Raw genomic sequence first — 15,932 nt, 5'->3', positions numbered from 1 at the left:
GCGTCCGGAGTGGACGGACCCGGCTGGACACGACGGTGGCACGGCGGCCGGTCCCGCCACCATCGTCCTGGCGTCCATAACCTCGCCGAGCGGGCCAGCGGGGCCGCGCCGGACCCGGACCGAGTCCTCGGCTGCCGCTTCCGGTTACCGCCGCCGGTCCGGATGACGGTCGACGAAGGCCATCCAGGGATCGTTGTCCGGCGGGTCGCCGGCAGCCCCCGCTTTCCGCGCCGAGCCGGCGGCCTCCGGCGCGGGGGCGCCCGACGGCTGTGTTGGTGCTGGTGCCGCCGTCGGTTCCCCGGCCGTGCCGCGCCGGGCCGCCGGTGCCGCTGCCGGCGCGGTGTCGGGACCGGAAGGCGCCGGAACCCCGCCCGGAACGGGCGTCGTCGGGGCGGGAGCCACCGGCCCCGGCCCCGACTCGGCGCCACGTCGGGCGGCGAGCAGCGCCGCCAGGGCGGTGGTGATCGGTACGGCGGCGATCAGCCCGATGGTGCCGACCGCGCTGCGTACCAGCTCCTGGGCGATCAGTTGACTGGTGAGCAGCTCGCCGACCGGCGTGGCCGTGTCGGCGGCGAAGAGCAGCATCAGCGGCAGGGAGGCGCCGGCGTACGCCAGCACGATCGTGTTGATCACCGATGCGATGTGTGCCCGGCCGATCCGGGTGGCGGCCGAGTAGAGCCGCCGGAAGCCGTACCCGGGGTTGGCCAGGGCGAGTTCGCTGACCGTGGCGGACTGGGTGACGGTGACGTCGTCGAGTACCCCGAGCGAGCCGATCACGATGCCGGCGAGCAGCAGGCCGCGCATGTTGACCTCGCCCTGGGTGATGGAGAGGTAGTTCGAGGTCTCGTCGGCGACCCCGGAGAGGTGGGTGGCGGCGGTGGCGATCGCGGAGAGCGCCGCGGTGATGGTCAGGCTGACCAGGGTGCCGGCCACCGCGATCGTGGTGGTCATGCTGAAGCCGTGCGTCAGGTACAGCACGGTGAGCATGATCGCCGCGGCGCCGACGATGGCGACCAGCAGCGGTGAGCGCCCGTCGAGGATCGCCGGCACGATGAACATCAGCAGCACCGCGAAGGTGACGGCGAGTCCGGCCAGGGCGCTCAGGCCGCGCCACCGGCCGAAGGCGAGAACGGCGAGCGCGAAGACCGCGCCGAGCAGCCACAACTGGCTGGAGCGCTGGTGGTCGATGATCGAGTACTGCCGCTCCGGGCTCTCCTCCAGATAGAGCAGCGCCACCTTGTCCCCGGCGGCCACCCGGATCGCGCCCGGCCCGGACGGTACGTCGGTGCTGACCCGCTGGCCGGCGCCGACCCCCTCGGTCAGGTCGACGGTGACCGTGCCGCAGTCGGTCGGTGCGCCGGCCGGCAACTCCTCCCCGGCGGGTGGACCGGGGCACGGGGCCGACTCGACGGCGACGACCGTGCCGAGTACCCGGATCGGCCCGTCGGCCGCACCGGGCGTCGGGGTGTCCCGGGGCCAGAGCAGTGCCATCGACACCAGGGTGAGCAGCGCGACCGGGATCAGCAGGGCCAGGCTCAGCCGGCGCGCGGCCCGGCTGGTCGGCCGGCCGGTGCCGGGCAGGTGGCTGTGGGTGTGTTCGGAACTCATCGGCTCGGCTGCTGGCCTTCCTCGTCGGGACGGTCGGCGGGTCTCCGGCCCGAGCATCGCAGCCGGCGGCTCCCGACGGGCCAGCATGACACGCCGCCGCCCGACCGGACGAGGTGCCGGCCCGGTTCTGCTCACCTGCGCCGCCGGCCCGGCCAGGGGCGATGGTCAGCGGATGAGTACGTCGGTCAGCCGCTCGGCGGTCTCCTGGTTCAGCGGCCCGTGCCCGAGCAGGAAGCGATACCAGAACAGCCCGTACGCCTGGTCGACCAGAAGTTCGAGGTCCAGTTCCGGGTCGAGTTCGTCACGCTCGCGGCCCCGCCTGACGATGGCGTGCAGCGCGTCCCGGCGGGTCTGGGTGAACTGCCGGAACAGCTCGGCGGTGCCCGGGTCGCGGGCCGCCTCGGCAGCCAGGGTACGCAGCACCGCCGCCGTCGCCGGTTCGCTCGCCCGGTGGAAGGTGTGCGCCAGGTAGGTGCAGAGGTCCTCGCGCAGCGATCCGGTGTCCGGGACCGGCACCAGGGAGTCGCTCCAGTCGGTGAGCGCCTCCAGCAGCACCGTGCCCTTCGACTGCCACCAGCGATAGATCGTCTGCTTGCCGACCCCGGCCTCGTGGGCGATCAGGTCGACGGTCAGCCCGCCCTCGCGCGGGGTGGTGAGCAGCCGGAGCGCCGCGTCGAGGATCGCCTGCCGGGCCTCGTCGTTGCGGCGCCGACCGGTGTGTGCCCGTCGGTGGCCGTCCGGGGAGCCGCTGGTCGTCACCGCACCAGCATATGATTTGTCGGAACTGTCGGTCTCGATAATGCCGTCTCGGTGGTGCTGCCGTTCGGCATGACCGGCCGGCCGGGTCAGGTCCGCCGGGGCCCGGGGTCGAGGAAGTCGGCGAGCACCTCCCGCCACCGGTCCGGGCTCTCCAGGTGCAGGTCGTGTCCGGCCTCGGGAATCTCCACCGCGCTGACCGCCGGATGCCGGGTCATCCGGGCGTACTCGTGCCGGTCCAGCCAGCCGCGACCGCCGCGTACCACGAGCGTCGGGCAGTCGAGCCGGGCGAACTCCTCCCAGCGCGGTCCGACGGCGGCGGCGACCGTCCCGACCATGACGTCCCGGTCGAAGGCCGGATACCAGCCGTCGCCCCGGTGCCGCAGGCCGCTGGCCCAGGCGTCCCCGGCCGGGCCACCGCCGAGGAAGCGGGCAGCGGTCTCCCGGTCCGGAAACGGTGTCGGCCAGCCGTCGAGCCAGCGCCCGATCCGCTCCGGGGTGCCGGCATCCGGCCCCTCTGGGCCCGCCTCGACCAGCACCAGCCGGGTCACCAGCCCCGGATGTCGCGCCGCGACGAGAAACGCGGTGTGCCCACCCAGCGACTGACCGACGAGCGTGGCCGGGCCGGTGACGGCGAGTGTCGCCGCGACATCCGCGACGTGGGCGTCCCGGGAGACGTCGGCGGGGTGCCGCTCGCTGTCGCCGTGACCGCGCGGGTCGAGGGCGTACCCGCGGTGCGTCGCGCCGAGCCAGGCGGCGGTGCCGGACCACTCGCCGGCGTGACCGCAGAGACCGGGCAGGAGCAACACCGGGGTACTTGCGCCGCCGAGATCGTGCAGCGCCAGCCGGGTACCGTCCGGGGCGTACAGGTCGGGCATCCGCCGGACGGTAGCAGGGCGGTCGGGCATCGGCCGGACGACACCGGCGCACCTGACCGTCCACGATCGAGTAATTCTCCGGTCTGTGCCGCCTCGGTAGGTTTCGACCACCGTGGCCGATGGGGAGACTGTGCACATGGGCGAGATAAAGGTGGGCACCTCCTCCTGGGCGGACCGTTCGCTGCTCGCGTCCGGCTGGTACCCCCGTTCGGCGAACACCCCGGCCGGGCGGCTGGCCTACTATGCCGAGCGGTTCGGGTTGGTCGAAGTGGACACCACCTACTACGCCGTACCGGCGCCGGAGACGACCTCGGCCTGGGCGGACCGTACGCCGCCGGACTTCACCTTCAACGTGAAGGCGTTCGGCCTCTTCACCGGGCACGGTGCGGAGCTGGCGGCGCTGCCCCGGGACCTGCGGCCGGACGGCCGGGACACCGGTCGGGTACGCCGCCGCGACCTGCCGTCGTCGACCTACGACGAGCTGTGGCAGCGGTTCCGGCAGGCGGTCGAGCCGATCGCCGGAGCCGGCAAACTCGGGGTGCTGCTCTTCCAGTTTCCGCCCTGGCTGGCGCACGGCGAGAACGCGAAGCGGCGGATCCTCGATGCTGTCGAGCGCTGCCGCCCCTGGCGGGTCGCGGTCGAGCTGCGCAACGCGTCCTGGTTCGACGGCGACAACGCCCCGGACACCGTCGGGTTCCTCGCCCGGCACGACATCAGCATGGTCAGCGTCGACATGCCGCAGGGCCACGAGTCGTCGGTTCCGCCGCTGCTGCTGGCCACCGCCGAGCCGGCGGTGATGCGCTTCCACGGGCACAGTCCGGAGTGGACGACTGGCAGCAAGGAGGACCGGTTCCGGTACGCCTACGGCGACGACGAACTCGCCGACTGGGCGGAACGGCTGCGCGACCTCGCCGCCGAGACCGACGAACTGCACGTCCTGCTGAACAACTGCTGCGCGGGGCAGGCCCAACGGGACGCCGCCAGGCTCGCCGACCTGCTCGGCCCGGCGGCGGACTGGCCCGGCCGGTACGCCCGACGCCGCGCCGCCCTGCGGGTGGTGCGATAGTCGGCGGACGGTCGAACGGGTGCCCGAGCCGCGGATGTGCGTGCCGGGTGTGGGCCGGAGTCAGCCGGCCAGGTCGGCGGGGTCGGTGTTCGCCCCGCAGAGCAGCACGGCCAGCCGCTCCCCGGCGACCGGCCGGTACGCCCCGGAGACGAGCGCGGCCATCGCGGCGGCGGTGCCGTGCTCGACGGCGATCCGGTAGCGATCCCAGAGCAGCCGTCGCGCCTGCACCACCTGGGCGTCGGTGACCAGCACGCTGCGTACCCCGGCCCGGACGGCCACCTGGTAGGCGATCGAGCCGACCCGGCGGGCGCCGAGCGCGTCGGCGGCCACCCCGGAGACCGGTACGTCGACCGGCCCGCCCACCGCCAGCGCGGCGTGCAGTGCCGAGCTGCCCTCCGGCTCGACGGCCACCACCTCGGCCCGCCCGTCCAGTCCGGCGGCCACCCCGGCCATCAGCCCGCCCCCGCCGACCGCCACCAGCACGGTGTCCAGTTCGCCCGCCTGCGCCAGCAGTTCCAGTGCCAGGGTGCCCTGCCCGGCGCAGATCTCCGGCTGGTCGTAGGCGTGACAGAACAGTGCCCCGGTGTCGGCGGCCCGCTTGACGGCGGCGTCGTACGCCTCGGCGTACTCGGTGCCGTGCTGCACCACTGTCGCGCCGAGCTGGCGCAGCTTGCCGACCTTGACGGCGGGGGCGGCGGTCGGCACGTACACCTCGGCCGGTACGCCGAGGGACTTGGCCGCGTAGGCGACGGCGGCGCCCGCGTTGCCACCGGACGCCGCGACCACCCCGGCGGCCGGCAGCTCGCCGCGCTCGGCCGCGGCCAGCACCCGGTTGAACGCGCCCCGGGCCTTGAACGACCCCGAGTGTTGCAGGAACTCCAGCTTCAGCCAGAGCGCTCCGGCCGGTCCGGCGAGATCGGGCTCCACCCTTGCCAGCGGCGTCGTGCGGACGTGCCCGGCGATCCGGGCCGCCGCGTCCTGCACGTCGGTACGGGTGATCACGGTCGTCGCCCCTTCCAGCTGGTTTGCCGTACGGTATCCCCGGCCGCAGCGGGACGCGGATAGGGTGTGGGCCAAGCCACCCGGTCCGCCCCCGGACCTCGCCCCCGGAGGTGACCCGATCATCGACGGCAGCACCAGCGACGACGGCACCAGCGACGACGGCAGCAGCATCCGGCAACTCGCCGGCCGGGTCTGGATCTCGCCCGGCGACCCGGACCCGGAGAACGTCCAGGCCACGGTGGCGGTCGTCGCCGACGAGCGGGGCAGCGTCGTCGTCGACGCCGGGCACAGCCCCGGGCAGGCCCGGGCGGTCCAGGCGGCGATGCGGGCCGCCGGGCTGCCCCCGGCCAGGTGGCTGGTCTACACCCACCACCACTGGGACCACGTCTGGGGTGCCTGCGCCTGGCCCGGGGTGGAGATCGTCGGCCACGTGACCGGGCGGGAGCTGCTCCGGCATGAGGCAACCCGGCCGTGGAGCCACCGCTACCTGCGCGAGCAGGTACGCGCGAACCCGCGACTCGGCCCCAGCTTCCGGGCCCGGGCACTGGCCATGGACGACTGGGCCGACTTCACGATCCTGCCGCCGACCCGCACCTTCGACGACGAGCTGATCCTGCCGACCGGGGTACGGCTGCGGCACGTCGGCGGCGCGCACGCCCCCGACTCGACAGTGGTGTACGTCCCGGACGCCCGGGTCGCGCTGCTCGGCGACTGCTTCTATCCGCCACCGGCGCACCTGCGCGGCCCCGACGACGGCCCCGACCTGGCGATGCTGCGCGACCTGCTCGACGACGACCACGAGTGGTACGTCGACAGCCACGGCGAGCCGACGACCCTGGCCGACGCCCGGCAACTCATCTCGGGCTGAACGCCTGCCCCGCCGCGGCTTCCGGACGGTCCTTCCCGGCTTCCGGCTGGTCCCTCGCAGCCTCCCGGCGGTCGCGCCCGGTCAGTTCGCGTACTCCGAGGTAGAGGAAGGGCAGCAGCAGGAGCAGGTCGGCCAGGTGCGCGATCGTCGCCTCCCGGGTGATCCGGCTGAGCGGGAACGCCAGCGCGCCCAGGCAGAGGAGTACGCCGACCGGCACCGGTGCCGCGCGCAGCCTCAGCAGCGCCACCCCCAGCCCGAACAGGGCGAGCGGGAAGAGCGGACCGGCGACCCAGTAGAGCGACCAGGCGGCGAACGGATGCTGGTCGAGCAGCTCGATGGTGCTGGCGTGCGAGGCGTCGAAGAGTCCCTCGTGGATGCTCTGCACCCCGAACGCCACCCCGCCGACGGCCGCGAAGACGGTCACCGGCATCGCCACCGCCACGTAGCGGGGCGCGGCGGTGCGGAGCAGGTCGTAGAGGCCGATCAGGCCGACGAGCCAGCAGGCACAGGCGAGCGCGGCGAGGGTACCGCCGGTGATGCCCTGTGAGTCCGGCTCCCAGAAGAAGCCGGAGACGAAATTCAGCAACGGTCCGAGTAGGAGAAACATGCCGGGAACGCTACGAACGGCGGGCGGCCGCCGGATCCGCTCGACGGCACCGCCCGGCTACCGCGTCCGTCGTATCCCGGCGAGCCCGCTGCGGTAGGCGAAGACCACGAGTTGGGCCCGGTCCCGGGCGCCGAGCTTGGCCATCGCCCGGTTCGCGTGCGTCTTGGCGGTGGCCGTACTCATTCCCAGCCGTACGCCCACCTCCGCGTTGGAGAGCCCGTCCGCGACCAGCGCCACCACCTCGCGTTCCCGGGCGGTCAGCGTGTGCAGCCCGGGTACCGCCGGACCGTCGGCGTAGGCGGCGATCAGCCGGCGGGTCACCTCCGGAGCCAGCAGCGCGTCGCCGGCCGCCACCACCCGGACCGCCCGGCGCAACTCGTCCGGCTCCAGGTTCTTCAGCAGGAACCCGCTCGCCCCGGCGTGCAGCGCCGCGTAGACGTACTCGTCGAGTTCGAAGGTGGTGAGTACGACGACCCGAACCTCGGGCAGCCGGTCGTCGGCGAGGATCCGCCGGGTCGCGGTCAGCCCGTCGGTGCCCGGCATCCGGATGTCCATCAGCACCACGTCCGGCCGGTGCGCCCGGGTCAGCGCGATCGCCTCGGCACCGTCGCCCGCCTCGGCGACCACCTCGATCTCCGGTGCCCGTTCCAGCAGTACCCGGAAGCCCGCCCGGACCAGCGTCTGGTCGTCGGCGAGCAACACACGGATCGTCATCCCGGCAGCCACCCCCGTACCTGGAAACCGCCGCCGCCACCGTCGGCCGGGCCGGTACGCAGCCAGCCGCCCAGCCCGGCGGCGCGTTCCGCCATCCCGCGCAGGCCGTTGCCGGGTGGTCCGGTCGGTCCCCGGCCGTCGTCGGAGACGGTGAGGTCGAGCCCGTCGCGGCGGTAGCCGAGCCGTACCTCGATCCGGTCGGCGTCGGCGTGCCGGACCGCGTTCGCCACCGCCTCCTGCACGATCCGGTACGCGGTCGCCTCCACCGCCCGGGGCAGCGGGCGCGGCGTACCGTCATGCCGCAGTACCGCGCCGGTCGACTCGGCCAGGGTGTGCAGCCGGTCCAGGTCGGGTGCCGGCGGTTCCGGTCCGACCGGGCGGGTCCCGTCCCGGAGTACCCCGACCGCCGCCCGCAGTTCGGTGAGCGCCTCCCGGGCGGCCCGCCGGACCGCCTCCAACGCCGCCCGCGCCTGCACCGGGTCGTCGTCGAGCACGTCGGCGGCCACCCCGGCCTGCACCCCGACGACCGCCAGGGTGTGTGCGGTGATGTCGTGCAGTTCCCGGGCGATCCGGATCCGCTCCTCGACCACCCGCCGTCGCGCCGTGCGATCCCGCTCGGCGGTGAGCAGTTCGAGCCGGATCCGTCGGCTCCGCACCGTCTCGCCGAGCAGCAGTACCGCCACGAACACCACTGTCGAGCCGTCCAGGGTGGCGTCCAGCGGCCCCACCCCGGCCACCATGATCCGGCCCTGCGCGTCGAGCAGGATGAAGAGTCCGGCCAGCACCAGGCCGAGCCGGCGGCGCCGGGCCACCGCTACCGAGTAGAGCGCGACCCAGACCGGGGCGGCCGGTGCGCCGCCGGGATAGCGCGAGACGTGGTAGAGCAGGAACAGGCCGCCGACCACCGCCAGCACCGCGGCCGGAAAGCGTCGCCGGGCGAGCAGGGCGGCGGCCATTGCCGCGCCGAGGCCGTACGCCCAGAGGTCTGGCGGCCGGTCGCCCGGCAGCACCGCCACGACCGCGATCCGGTACGCGGTGACGGAACCGGCCGCCGCCGCGATCCCGGCGTCCGCCGCCCAGCGCCGCCCCCGGCCGCCGCCGAGGGTCGCTGCCGCCACGGCTGCCTCCCTCACCCGGCCACTCTACGAAGCCGGGCTCCCGGAGACGTACCACGAACGCGGTATGGCCCGCTCGTCTGGAGATGGTGAGAGGGCCAGCCCTGGGTGGGGTTGGCCCTCTCACGTGTGCTGTGTGTGTTGTGTTGTTGTTATGCGGAGTAGCCGCGTTCGGTGGCCCAGTTGGCGAGGGTGATGGTGCTCATCCAGTACTCGCCCTGGTTGGGGTTGGCCGGGTCGGCGATCTTGACCTTGCGGCCGTGGTCGTCGTATCCGACCACGGTCAGGTAGTGCCCGCCGGGGTAGGAGTGCGACATGCCGTCGGTGTCGGTGGCGGTGCCCTTGATGTTCATCACCACCGGACGCTTGGCGTCGATCGCGTTGACGATGTCGACCTGGAGTCGGTCCATCTGTTCGGGCTTGGCGGTGCTGTCCGGGATCGCGACGGTGTGGTAGTCCTTACCGCCGGTGGAGTTGAGTACCCGGGTGGTGTCCTCGGCCGAGTTGGTGCCGGCCTCGGTGGTGCCGAGTTGCTTGGCGACCTCGTCCTGCGACGGGGTGTGTCCCTGTGCCGACAGGGCGATCCGGGTCGCGGCGGGTGCGCAGTAGTAGAAGTTCTCCTGCGCCTTGTACTGGTAGTCCAGGACCTTCGACGGGGCCCGCTTGTCGATCTGCTTGATGTCGGCGGTCACCGACGCGGCGGTCGGGGAGCCGGTGCCGGGGTTGTCCATCGCGATCACCGGGCCGGCGAACGCGCCGCCGACGACGGCGAGTCCGGCGATGCCCAGGGCGGTCTTACGCATCGGGGTGTCGGTGATGGCCGGTAGCCATCGCTTGACGTGAGTCATGATGGTCGCCTTCCATTCCGGGGGTGCGACACGGTGGACGTGTCGAAGGGAAGAAGAACGGCATGCCCGCTACCGGGGTGCCGGGGAGATGTAACCGGGGCCGGCGGCCCGTCATTCCCGCAGGCCGGCCAACCGCGCCCACAGCCGGGGGACCGCTACTGCGGACGTGCGCCAGGTATAACGACCGCCCCCGGCCCGGTGTTCCGCGATCCGGACCCGCCAGCCACCCGATCATGACCAAAAACCGGACACCGGCCGTCAGACGGGACGTTCGGGCAGATGTTCCCGGCCGTGGTCCTGTTCGTGGTGAGACCGGGTCGGGCAGGGTGGAGGCCGTGACATGCTACGGCGGATCGGGGGCGAAGATCGTGGAGGAGGTAGCGTGAGCCAGGAAGTACGCGGGGTCATCGCCAGGACAAAGGGCGCACCGGTCGAGGTGGCCACGATCGTCGTACCGGATCCCGGTCCGGGCGAGGCGGTCGTCCGGGTGCAGGCATGCGGTGTCTGCCACACCGACCTGCACTACCGCGAGGGTGGCATCAACGACGACTTCCCGTTCCTGCTCGGGCACGAGGCCGCCGGCATCGTGGAGCAGGTCGGTGCGGGGGTGACCGACGTCGAGCCGGGCGACTTCGTGGTGCTCAACTGGCGGGCCGTCTGCGGCAACTGCCGGGCCTGCCGGCGCGGTAGGCCGTGGTACTGCTTCGCCACCCACAACGCCAGCCAGAAGATGACTCTGACCGACGGCACCGAACTCTCCCCGGCGCTCGGCATCGGGGCGTTCGTGGAGAAGACCCTGGTGCACGCCGGGCAGTGCACCAAGGTCGATCCGGCGGCCCGGCCGGCCGCCGTGGGGCTGCTCGGCTGCGGGGTGATGGCCGGGCTCGGCGCGGCGGTGAACACCGGCGGCGTCACCCGGGGCGACTCGGTGGCGGTCATCGGCTGCGGTGGCGTCGGCGACGGCGCGGTGGCCGGTGCGGCGCTGGCCGGCGCGACCACGATCATCGCGGTCGACACCGATCCCCGGAAGCTGGAGTGGGCCAGGGGTTTCGGCGCGACGCACACCGTGAACGCCCGCGAGACCGACCCGGTGGAGGCGATCCGGGAACTGACCGGCGGCTTCGGCGCCGACGTGGTGATCGAGGCGGTAGGCCGCCCGGAGACCTGGAAGCAGGCGTTCTACGCCCGCGACCTGGCCGGCACCGTCGTGCTGGTCGGGGTACCCACCCCGGAGATGAAGGTGCCCGACCTGCCGTTGATCGACGTCTTTGGCCGGGGCGGCGCGCTCAAGTCGAGCTGGTACGGCGACTGCCTGCCGGACCGGGACTTCCCGATGCTGACCTCGCTCTACCTCCAGGGCCGGCTGGACCTGGACGCCTTCGTCACCGAGGAGATCGCCCTCGACCAGGTGGAGGACGCGTTCGGAAAGATGCACCACGGCGACGTACTGCGGTCCGTGGTGATCTTCTGATGGCGGCTCGCATCGACCACGCGGTCACCTCGGGCACGTTCTCCTTGGACGGCCAGACCTTCGACGTGGAGAACAACGTCTGGGTGGTCGGCGACGACGCCGAGTGCGTGGTGATCGACGCCCCGCACGACGTGGACGCGATCCTGGCCGCGGTCGGTGGCCGGCGGGTACGCGCGATCGTGGCCACGCACGCGCACGACGACCACGTACGCGTCGCGCCGGAGCTGGCCGAGGCGACCGGTGCCCAGGTGCTGCTGCATCCGGCCGACCGGGTGCTCTGGGACATGGTGCACCCGGAGGTACCGCCGGGCGGGGAGCTGGCCGACGGGCAGTCGATCGAGGTGGCCGGTACCACGCTGGAGGTCCGGCACACTCCCGGGCACAGTCCGGGGGCCTGCTCGCTGTACGTGCCGTCGCTCGGGGCGGTCTTCACCGGTGACACCCTGTTCCAGGGCGGCCCGGGGGCGACCGGGCGCTCGTACAGCGACTTCGGCACGATCGTCGAGTCGATCAGGCAACGGCTGTTGAGCCTGCCGCCGGAGACGGTGGTGCACACCGGGCACGGTGCGAGTACCACCATCGGCGACGAGGCGCCGCACCTGGACGAGTGGCTGGCCCGGGGGCACTGACCGGCGTCCTGCGAAATGGGCCCGGGGCGCCGAGGGGCAGGGCTTCCTCCTCGACGCCCCGGACGATTGGCCCGGCACCGGGCGAATCGCTCCGGTGCCGGGCCGGCCTCACATGAAGTACCGCAGCCAGATGTAGATCCAGGCGAGCACGGTACTCATGATCGTCACGATGATCCCGTAGCGGGTGAACTGCCAGAACGAGATCCGGTGACCGGTCCGGGCGGCGATGCCGATCGCCACCACGTTGGCGCTGGCGGCGACCGCGGTGCCGTTGCCGCTGAAGTCGGCACCGAAGGCGAAGGCCCACCAGAGTGCCTGACCGGTGTTCGGGTCGGGCGCCTCGGCCACCAGGCCGTCGACCACCGGGGCCATGGTGGCGGTGTAGGGGATGTTGTCGAAGAACGCCCCGAGCACCGCCGAGCCGAAGAGCAGCGCGGTCGCGGCCCCGAAGAAGTTGCCGTCCACCTGCGCGATCACCCACTCGCCGAAGGTGGTGATCACGCCGGTGTGCACCAGCCCGGCGACCATCACGAACAGACCCATGAAGAAGACCAGGGTGGGCCACTCGACCTCGCTGAGCACGTCGGAGACGTCCAGCCTGGACACCACGAGCATCACCCCGGCGCCGATCATCGCCACGATCGACGGGTCGACGTGCAGCACCGAGTGCAGCCCGAAGGCGATCACCACCAGGCCGAGCACCACGAGACAGCGGACCAGCAGCCGTACGTCGGTGATCGCCCGTCGCTCCTGCAACGCCAGCACGGCCTCGACGTGCTCCGGGTTGTACTTGAACGACTTGCGGAACAGCACCCGGGTGAAGAGCACGAAGACCGCGAAGATCACTATGACCGCCGGCGCCATGTGCACCAGGAAGTCGGTGAAGGTCAGCCCGGCCCGGCTGGCGATGATGATGTTGGGCGGGTCGCCGATCAGGGTCGCGGCGCCACCGATGTTGGAGGCCAGGATCTCGGCGATCAGGTACGGCTGGGCCGGAATGTGCAGCCGGTTGCAGACCACCACCGTGACCGGGGCGACCAGCATGATCGTCGTGACGTTGTCCAGGAAGGGCGAGGCGATGGCGGTGATCAGCATCAGCATCACCATCAGCCGGTACGGCCGACCGGACGACTTCTTCGCGGCCCAGATCGCCAGATAGTCGAAGAGGCCTGTCTGTTTCAGCACTCCGACGATGATCATCATCCCGAGTAGCAGGAAGATGACCTTCCAGTCGATCCCCTCGTGCTCCGAGAAGAAGACGTCGGCGCCGGGCGCGAAGCCGAACACCACCATGGCGGCGGCGGCGACCAGCACCACCTTGACCTTGTCCACCTTCTCCGTGGCGATGAAGAAGAACGCCACCACGAAGATGACGAGCGCGGCTACGGCGCTCATCGGGTGTACTCCGCTGGGATGTCACCCGGCGGCGTGCTGCCGGGATGGCCGGCCGCCGCACGACGCGCGGCGGCCGGCCGCGCCGGGATCAGCTGTCGGAGTCCGCCACCGCGAACTCGGCGAGCACCCGGTCCAGCGTGATCGCCCCGACCAGCACCCCGGCGCCGTCGACCACCGCCACCAGCGGGCTGCGCTGACGAGCCATCAGCGCGGCGACCTCCAGCAGCGTTCCGTCCAGGCCGACGGTCGTCACCCGGTCCGGTTCCCGGAACAGGCAGTCGCCAACGGTCAGGTTGTCCAGTTCCTCCCAGAAGAGGTCGGCGCGGGCCTCGTCGATGGTCCGAGCCAGCAGCCGGTCCTCCCGGTAGGCCCTCGGCACCGCCATCCGGAGCACCTGGGTGCCGGGGAGCACCGTCTTCGGCCGGCCCCGGTCGTCCACCACGATCATGCCCGGCAGCCGGCGGATTGCCATCAGCCGGACCGCCCGGGCCACCGAGTCTCGGACGGTCACCGTCGGTACCACCGCGGCGATCTGCTGCGCCTGCATTCCACCATCTCCCTGGGCACGGGCCGGCATTGGCCGTCGCGCCGCAACGGTAGGGCTTGAGGGGTTGTTCGACAACATAGCCTCCCGGTGACGACGGGTTCTTCCGCTGGGAGGGGGCCTGGCCGGCGAGGCGGCCGCGTGTGCGTACCGCGATCACGCGGTTCCGCCGTGCAGTTCGGCGAGACGGCGCTCCAGGTTGGCCAGCCGGTCAGCGATCGGAGCGCTGTGCAGTACCTCGGCGATCTGGTCGGCCTCGTCGTGTTCCAGCGTGATCCGATCCACCGGAACGTCCGGGTCGTCCCGCCCGTAGATCAGCAGCGACCGTACGCCGGCCTGGTCGAGCAGTATGCCGAACCGCTGCCCGCCCCGGGTCAGGAAGTGGTGTACGACGCCGATGCCGGGAACTGTGGTTCGGGTGATATCCACTGTGGCCTCGCTCGGGTAGGGGCGGCGGGGCGGCGCGTCCGTACGCCGGCCGTGGTCGGGCTCGTTCGCACGGCTCGGATGCCGGTTCCGGTCTCGGTCTCGGGTTGGCCGCCGGTTCCGGTGTCAAGCCTTCGCGAAGGCGGGCCCACCGACCATTGGGTGCGTCACCCATCTCCACCGGGGCGGAACATGCAGGTGGGCGGGGGGTTCACCAGTTCACCGCCCCAGGGTTGGGTGTCCGATCAGATGACAAACCGGCAGGTCCCGGGCGAGGCTGGCAGGGTGACCAACACCGCTGCCCGAGCAGGCGGGCCCGGACCGGACAACCCGGGACGAGCGGGCACTCCCGGCCGTCCCGGTCGCCGGGCGCCCGCCCAGGCGCTGTTCCGCCGGCTGTTCCTGCTCAACGGCCTGGTCTTCACGGTCGGCACGCTGGTGCTGGCGATCTCCCCGGCGACCGTCTCCTCGCCGGTGCTGCTGACCGAGATCCCGGTGCTGATCATCGGGTTGGCGCTGATCCTGGCGGTGAACGCCCTGCTGCTGCGGGCCAGCCTGGCCCCGCTCGACGCGCTGACCACGCTGATGCGCCGGGTCGACCTGCTGCACACAGGTGACCGGCTGGAGGACGCCGGCAACGGCGACCTGACCAACCTGATCGAGACCTTCAACGCGATGCTCGACCGGCTGGAGGCGGAACGCAGCGCCAGCAGCGCGCACGCGCTCGCCGCCCAGGAGGGGGAGCGGCAGCGGATCGCCCGGGAGCTGCACGACGAGATCGGGCAGAGCCTCACGGTGGTGCTGCTCGGGCTGAAACGGGCGGTGGACCGTGCCCCGGCCGAGCTGTGCGAGGAGCTGCACGCGGTGCAGGAGACGCTGCGGCAGAGCCTCGACGACGTGGGACGGGTGGCCCGGCGACTCCGACCGGACGTACTCGAGGACCTTGGGTTGATCAGCGCGATGAACGCGCTGGCGACGGAGTTCTCCCAGATCAGCGGTGTGCCGGTGGTGCGCAGATCGAGCCCCGACCTGCCGGTGCTGAGCGCCGAGAAGGAGTTGGTGATCTACCGGATCGCCCAGGAGAGCCTGACCAACGTGGCCCGGCACGCCAGAGCGAGCCGGGTCGAGTTGTCGCTTCGGGCCGAGCCCGGCACTGTGGTGCTGCGGGTGGTCGACAACGGCCTCGGCGAGATCCGCCAGGAGGGTGCCGGCATCCGGGGGATGCGGGAGCGGGCACTGTTGATCGGGGCCCGGCTGACCATCACTGCCAACCCTGGCAGCGGTACCGAGATCCGGCTGGCCGTACCCGCCGACAACTCGGCGGAGAGGGAGGCGTGAGCATGTCCGCGACCGAGACCCGGGTCCTGCTGGCCGACGACCACGCGTTGGTGCGGCGGGGACTGCGGCTGATCCTCGACGCCGAACCCGACCTGCGGGTGGTCGCCGAGGCGGCCGACGGGGCGGAGGCGGTGGAGGCGGTCCGGCGTACCGAGATCGACCTGGTCATCCTGGACATCGCCATGCCGAGGATGACCGGCCTCCAGGCGGCCCGGGAGATCTCCCGGCGGGCACCGGGGGTACGCATCCTGATGCTCTCGATGCACGACAACGAGCAGTACTTCTTCGAGGCCCTCCGGGCCGGAGCCTCCGGTTACGTGCTCAAGTCGGTCGCCGACCGGGACCTGCTGGAGGCGTGCCGGGCGGCGATGCGTGGCGAGCCGTTTCTCTATCCCGGCGCGATCACCGCGCTGATCAGGGACTACCTGCACCGCGCCCGGGAGGGCGAGAGGCTGCCGGAGAGCATACTGACGCCCCGGGAGGAGGAGATCATAAAGCTGATCGCCGAGGGCAACTCCGCGAAGGAGATCGCCGAGGCGCTGGTGATCAGCGTGAAGACGGTGGACCGGCACCGCGCCAACATCCTGGCCAAACTCGGCATGCGGGACCGGATAGACCTCACCCGGTACGCCATCCGGGCCGGCCTGGTCGAGCCCTGACCTGGCGC

General features: G+C 72.2%; 17 protein-coding genes. 6 read left to right on the top strand and 11 right to left on the bottom strand.

The window, feature by feature from the left end; translation table 11 throughout:
- Nucleotides 1–144: 144 nt before the first annotated feature.
- The 3 genes from CLT71_RS13645 to CLT71_RS13635 all read right to left on the bottom strand — a co-directional run bounded on the left by CLT71_RS13645 (nucleotide 145) and on the right by CLT71_RS13635 (nucleotide 3,242).
- A complete protein-coding gene (locus tag CLT71_RS13645; RefSeq protein WP_101367433.1) occupies nucleotides 145–1,608 on the bottom strand; it encodes a YibE/F family protein in 1,464 nt (487 codons plus the stop codon).
- A gap of 165 nt (nucleotides 1,609–1,773) precedes the next feature.
- Nucleotides 1,774–2,367, bottom strand: coding sequence for a TetR/AcrR family transcriptional regulator (locus CLT71_RS13640; RefSeq protein WP_101367432.1), 594 nt, complete (start codon nucleotides 2,365–2,367; stop codon nucleotides 1,774–1,776).
- A gap of 86 nt (nucleotides 2,368–2,453) precedes the next feature.
- On the bottom strand, nucleotides 2,454–3,242 hold the full coding sequence (locus CLT71_RS13635) for an alpha/beta fold hydrolase (protein ID WP_101367431.1): 789 nt from the start codon (nucleotides 3,240–3,242) through the stop codon (nucleotides 2,454–2,456).
- 136 nt (nucleotides 3,243–3,378) lie between these two features.
- Here CLT71_RS13635 and CLT71_RS13630 point away from each other — a divergent pair, with 136 nt between their 5' ends.
- Nucleotides 3,379–4,308 carry a DUF72 domain-containing protein gene (locus CLT71_RS13630; RefSeq protein ID WP_101367430.1) on the top strand — a complete coding sequence of 310 codons (930 nt, stop codon included), beginning with the start codon at nucleotides 3,379–3,381 and terminating at the stop codon, nucleotides 4,306–4,308.
- A gap of 60 nt (nucleotides 4,309–4,368) precedes the next feature.
- On the opposite strand, the gene CLT71_RS13625 is transcribed toward CLT71_RS13630, so the two are convergent.
- On the bottom strand, nucleotides 4,369–5,310 hold the full coding sequence (locus CLT71_RS13625) for a threonine/serine dehydratase (protein WP_101367429.1): 942 nt from the start codon (nucleotides 5,308–5,310) through the stop codon (nucleotides 4,369–4,371).
- A gap of 64 nt (nucleotides 5,311–5,374) precedes the next feature.
- Here CLT71_RS13625 and CLT71_RS13620 point away from each other — a divergent pair, with 64 nt between their 5' ends.
- Entirely contained in the window at nucleotides 5,375–6,178 is an 804-nt protein-coding gene (locus tag CLT71_RS13620) for an MBL fold metallo-hydrolase (protein WP_486483253.1), read from the top strand.
- Here the strand turns inward: CLT71_RS13620 and CLT71_RS13615 are convergent.
- From CLT71_RS13615 to CLT71_RS13600, 4 genes are all read right to left on the bottom strand, one after another.
- Nucleotides 6,165–6,785, bottom strand: coding sequence for a hypothetical protein (locus CLT71_RS13615; protein ID WP_199187592.1), 621 nt, complete (start codon nucleotides 6,783–6,785; stop codon nucleotides 6,165–6,167). The two genes, CLT71_RS13620 and CLT71_RS13615, sit on opposite strands and share 14 nt — an antisense overlap.
- 57 nt (nucleotides 6,786–6,842) lie before the next feature.
- Nucleotides 6,843–7,499, bottom strand: a complete 657-nt coding sequence (locus tag CLT71_RS13610) for a response regulator transcription factor (protein ID WP_101367428.1) — start codon at nucleotides 7,497–7,499, stop codon at nucleotides 6,843–6,845.
- Complete coding sequence (locus tag CLT71_RS13605; protein ID WP_486483252.1) at nucleotides 7,496–8,632, bottom strand: sensor histidine kinase; 1,137 nt, start codon at nucleotides 8,630–8,632, stop codon at nucleotides 7,496–7,498. Before CLT71_RS13605 ends, CLT71_RS13610 begins: the two co-directional genes overlap by 4 nt.
- A 134-nt stretch (nucleotides 8,633–8,766) precedes the next feature.
- Nucleotides 8,767–9,462: a C39 family peptidase gene (locus CLT71_RS13600; protein WP_101367426.1), complete on the bottom strand. Its 696-nt coding sequence runs from the start codon at nucleotides 9,460–9,462 to the stop codon at nucleotides 8,767–8,769.
- 382 nt (nucleotides 9,463–9,844) lie between these two features.
- On the opposite strand from CLT71_RS13600, the gene CLT71_RS13595 reads away from it, so the two are divergent.
- Both CLT71_RS13595 and CLT71_RS13590 read left to right on the top strand, forming a co-directional pair.
- Nucleotides 9,845–10,933 carry an S-(hydroxymethyl)mycothiol dehydrogenase gene (locus CLT71_RS13595; protein WP_101367425.1) on the top strand — a complete coding sequence of 363 codons (1,089 nt, stop codon included), beginning with the start codon at nucleotides 9,845–9,847 and terminating at the stop codon, nucleotides 10,931–10,933.
- Entirely contained in the window at nucleotides 10,933–11,562 is a 630-nt protein-coding gene (locus tag CLT71_RS13590) for an MBL fold metallo-hydrolase (RefSeq protein WP_101367424.1), read from the top strand. Before CLT71_RS13595 ends, CLT71_RS13590 begins: the two co-directional genes overlap by 1 nt.
- 108 nt (nucleotides 11,563–11,670) lie before the next feature.
- Here the strand turns inward: CLT71_RS13590 and CLT71_RS13585 are convergent, their stop codons facing one another.
- The 3 genes from CLT71_RS13585 to CLT71_RS13575 form a co-directional block, all read right to left on the bottom strand.
- Complete coding sequence (locus CLT71_RS13585; protein WP_101367423.1) at nucleotides 11,671–12,957, bottom strand: ArsB/NhaD family transporter; 1,287 nt, start codon at nucleotides 12,955–12,957, stop codon at nucleotides 11,671–11,673.
- 88 nt (nucleotides 12,958–13,045) lie between these two features.
- A complete protein-coding gene (locus tag CLT71_RS13580; RefSeq protein ID WP_101367422.1) occupies nucleotides 13,046–13,504 on the bottom strand; it encodes a CBS domain-containing protein in 459 nt (152 codons plus the stop codon).
- Nucleotides 13,505–13,657: 153 nt separating this feature from the next.
- Nucleotides 13,658–13,930: a cation:proton antiporter regulatory subunit gene (locus CLT71_RS13575; protein WP_101367421.1), complete on the bottom strand. Its 273-nt coding sequence runs from the start codon at nucleotides 13,928–13,930 to the stop codon at nucleotides 13,658–13,660.
- Between the two features lie 282 nt (nucleotides 13,931–14,212).
- Between CLT71_RS13575 and CLT71_RS13570 the strand changes: the two genes are divergently transcribed.
- Together CLT71_RS13570 and CLT71_RS13565 are read left to right on the top strand one after the other, a co-directional pair.
- A complete protein-coding gene (locus CLT71_RS13570; protein WP_486483251.1) occupies nucleotides 14,213–15,265 on the top strand; it encodes a sensor histidine kinase in 1,053 nt (350 codons plus the stop codon).
- Nucleotides 15,266–15,267: 2 nt separating this feature from the next.
- Nucleotides 15,268–15,924 (top strand): response regulator transcription factor, encoded by a 657-nt coding sequence (locus tag CLT71_RS13565; protein WP_101367419.1) that lies wholly within the window; start codon nucleotides 15,268–15,270, stop codon nucleotides 15,922–15,924.
- Nucleotides 15,925–15,932 lie beyond the last annotated feature (8 nt).

It is taken from the genome of Plantactinospora sp. CNZ320, from assembly GCF_002846275.1.
This window is presented reverse-complemented; position numbering and strand designations above follow the sequence as displayed.

Excerpts from the sequence above, each read along its gene's own strand:
- CLT71_RS13645 (WP_101367433.1), bottom strand. The coding sequence starts at position 1,608 with ATGAGTTCCGAACACACCCACAGCCACCTGCCCGGCACCGGCCGGCCG.
- CLT71_RS13635 (WP_101367431.1), bottom strand. The coding sequence starts at position 3,242 with ATGCCCGACCTGTACGCCCCGGACGGTACCCGGCTGGCGCTGCACGAT.
- CLT71_RS13630 (WP_101367430.1), top strand. The coding sequence starts at position 3,379 with ATGGGCGAGATAAAGGTGGGCACCTCCTCCTGGGCGGACCGTTCGCTG.
- CLT71_RS13615 (WP_199187592.1), bottom strand. The coding sequence starts at position 6,785 with ATGTTTCTCCTACTCGGACCGTTGCTGAATTTCGTCTCCGGCTTCTTC.
- CLT71_RS13610 (WP_101367428.1), bottom strand. The coding sequence starts at position 7,499 with ATGACGATCCGTGTGTTGCTCGCCGACGACCAGACGCTGGTCCGGGCG.
- CLT71_RS13600 (WP_101367426.1), bottom strand. The coding sequence starts at position 9,462 with ATGACTCACGTCAAGCGATGGCTACCGGCCATCACCGACACCCCGATG.
- CLT71_RS13590 (WP_101367424.1), top strand. The coding sequence starts at position 10,933 with ATGGCGGCTCGCATCGACCACGCGGTCACCTCGGGCACGTTCTCCTTG.
- CLT71_RS13585 (WP_101367423.1), bottom strand. The coding sequence starts at position 12,957 with ATGAGCGCCGTAGCCGCGCTCGTCATCTTCGTGGTGGCGTTCTTCTTC.
- CLT71_RS13580 (WP_101367422.1), bottom strand. The coding sequence starts at position 13,504 with ATGCAGGCGCAGCAGATCGCCGCGGTGGTACCGACGGTGACCGTCCGA.
- CLT71_RS13565 (WP_101367419.1), top strand. The coding sequence starts at position 15,268 with ATGTCCGCGACCGAGACCCGGGTCCTGCTGGCCGACGACCACGCGTTG.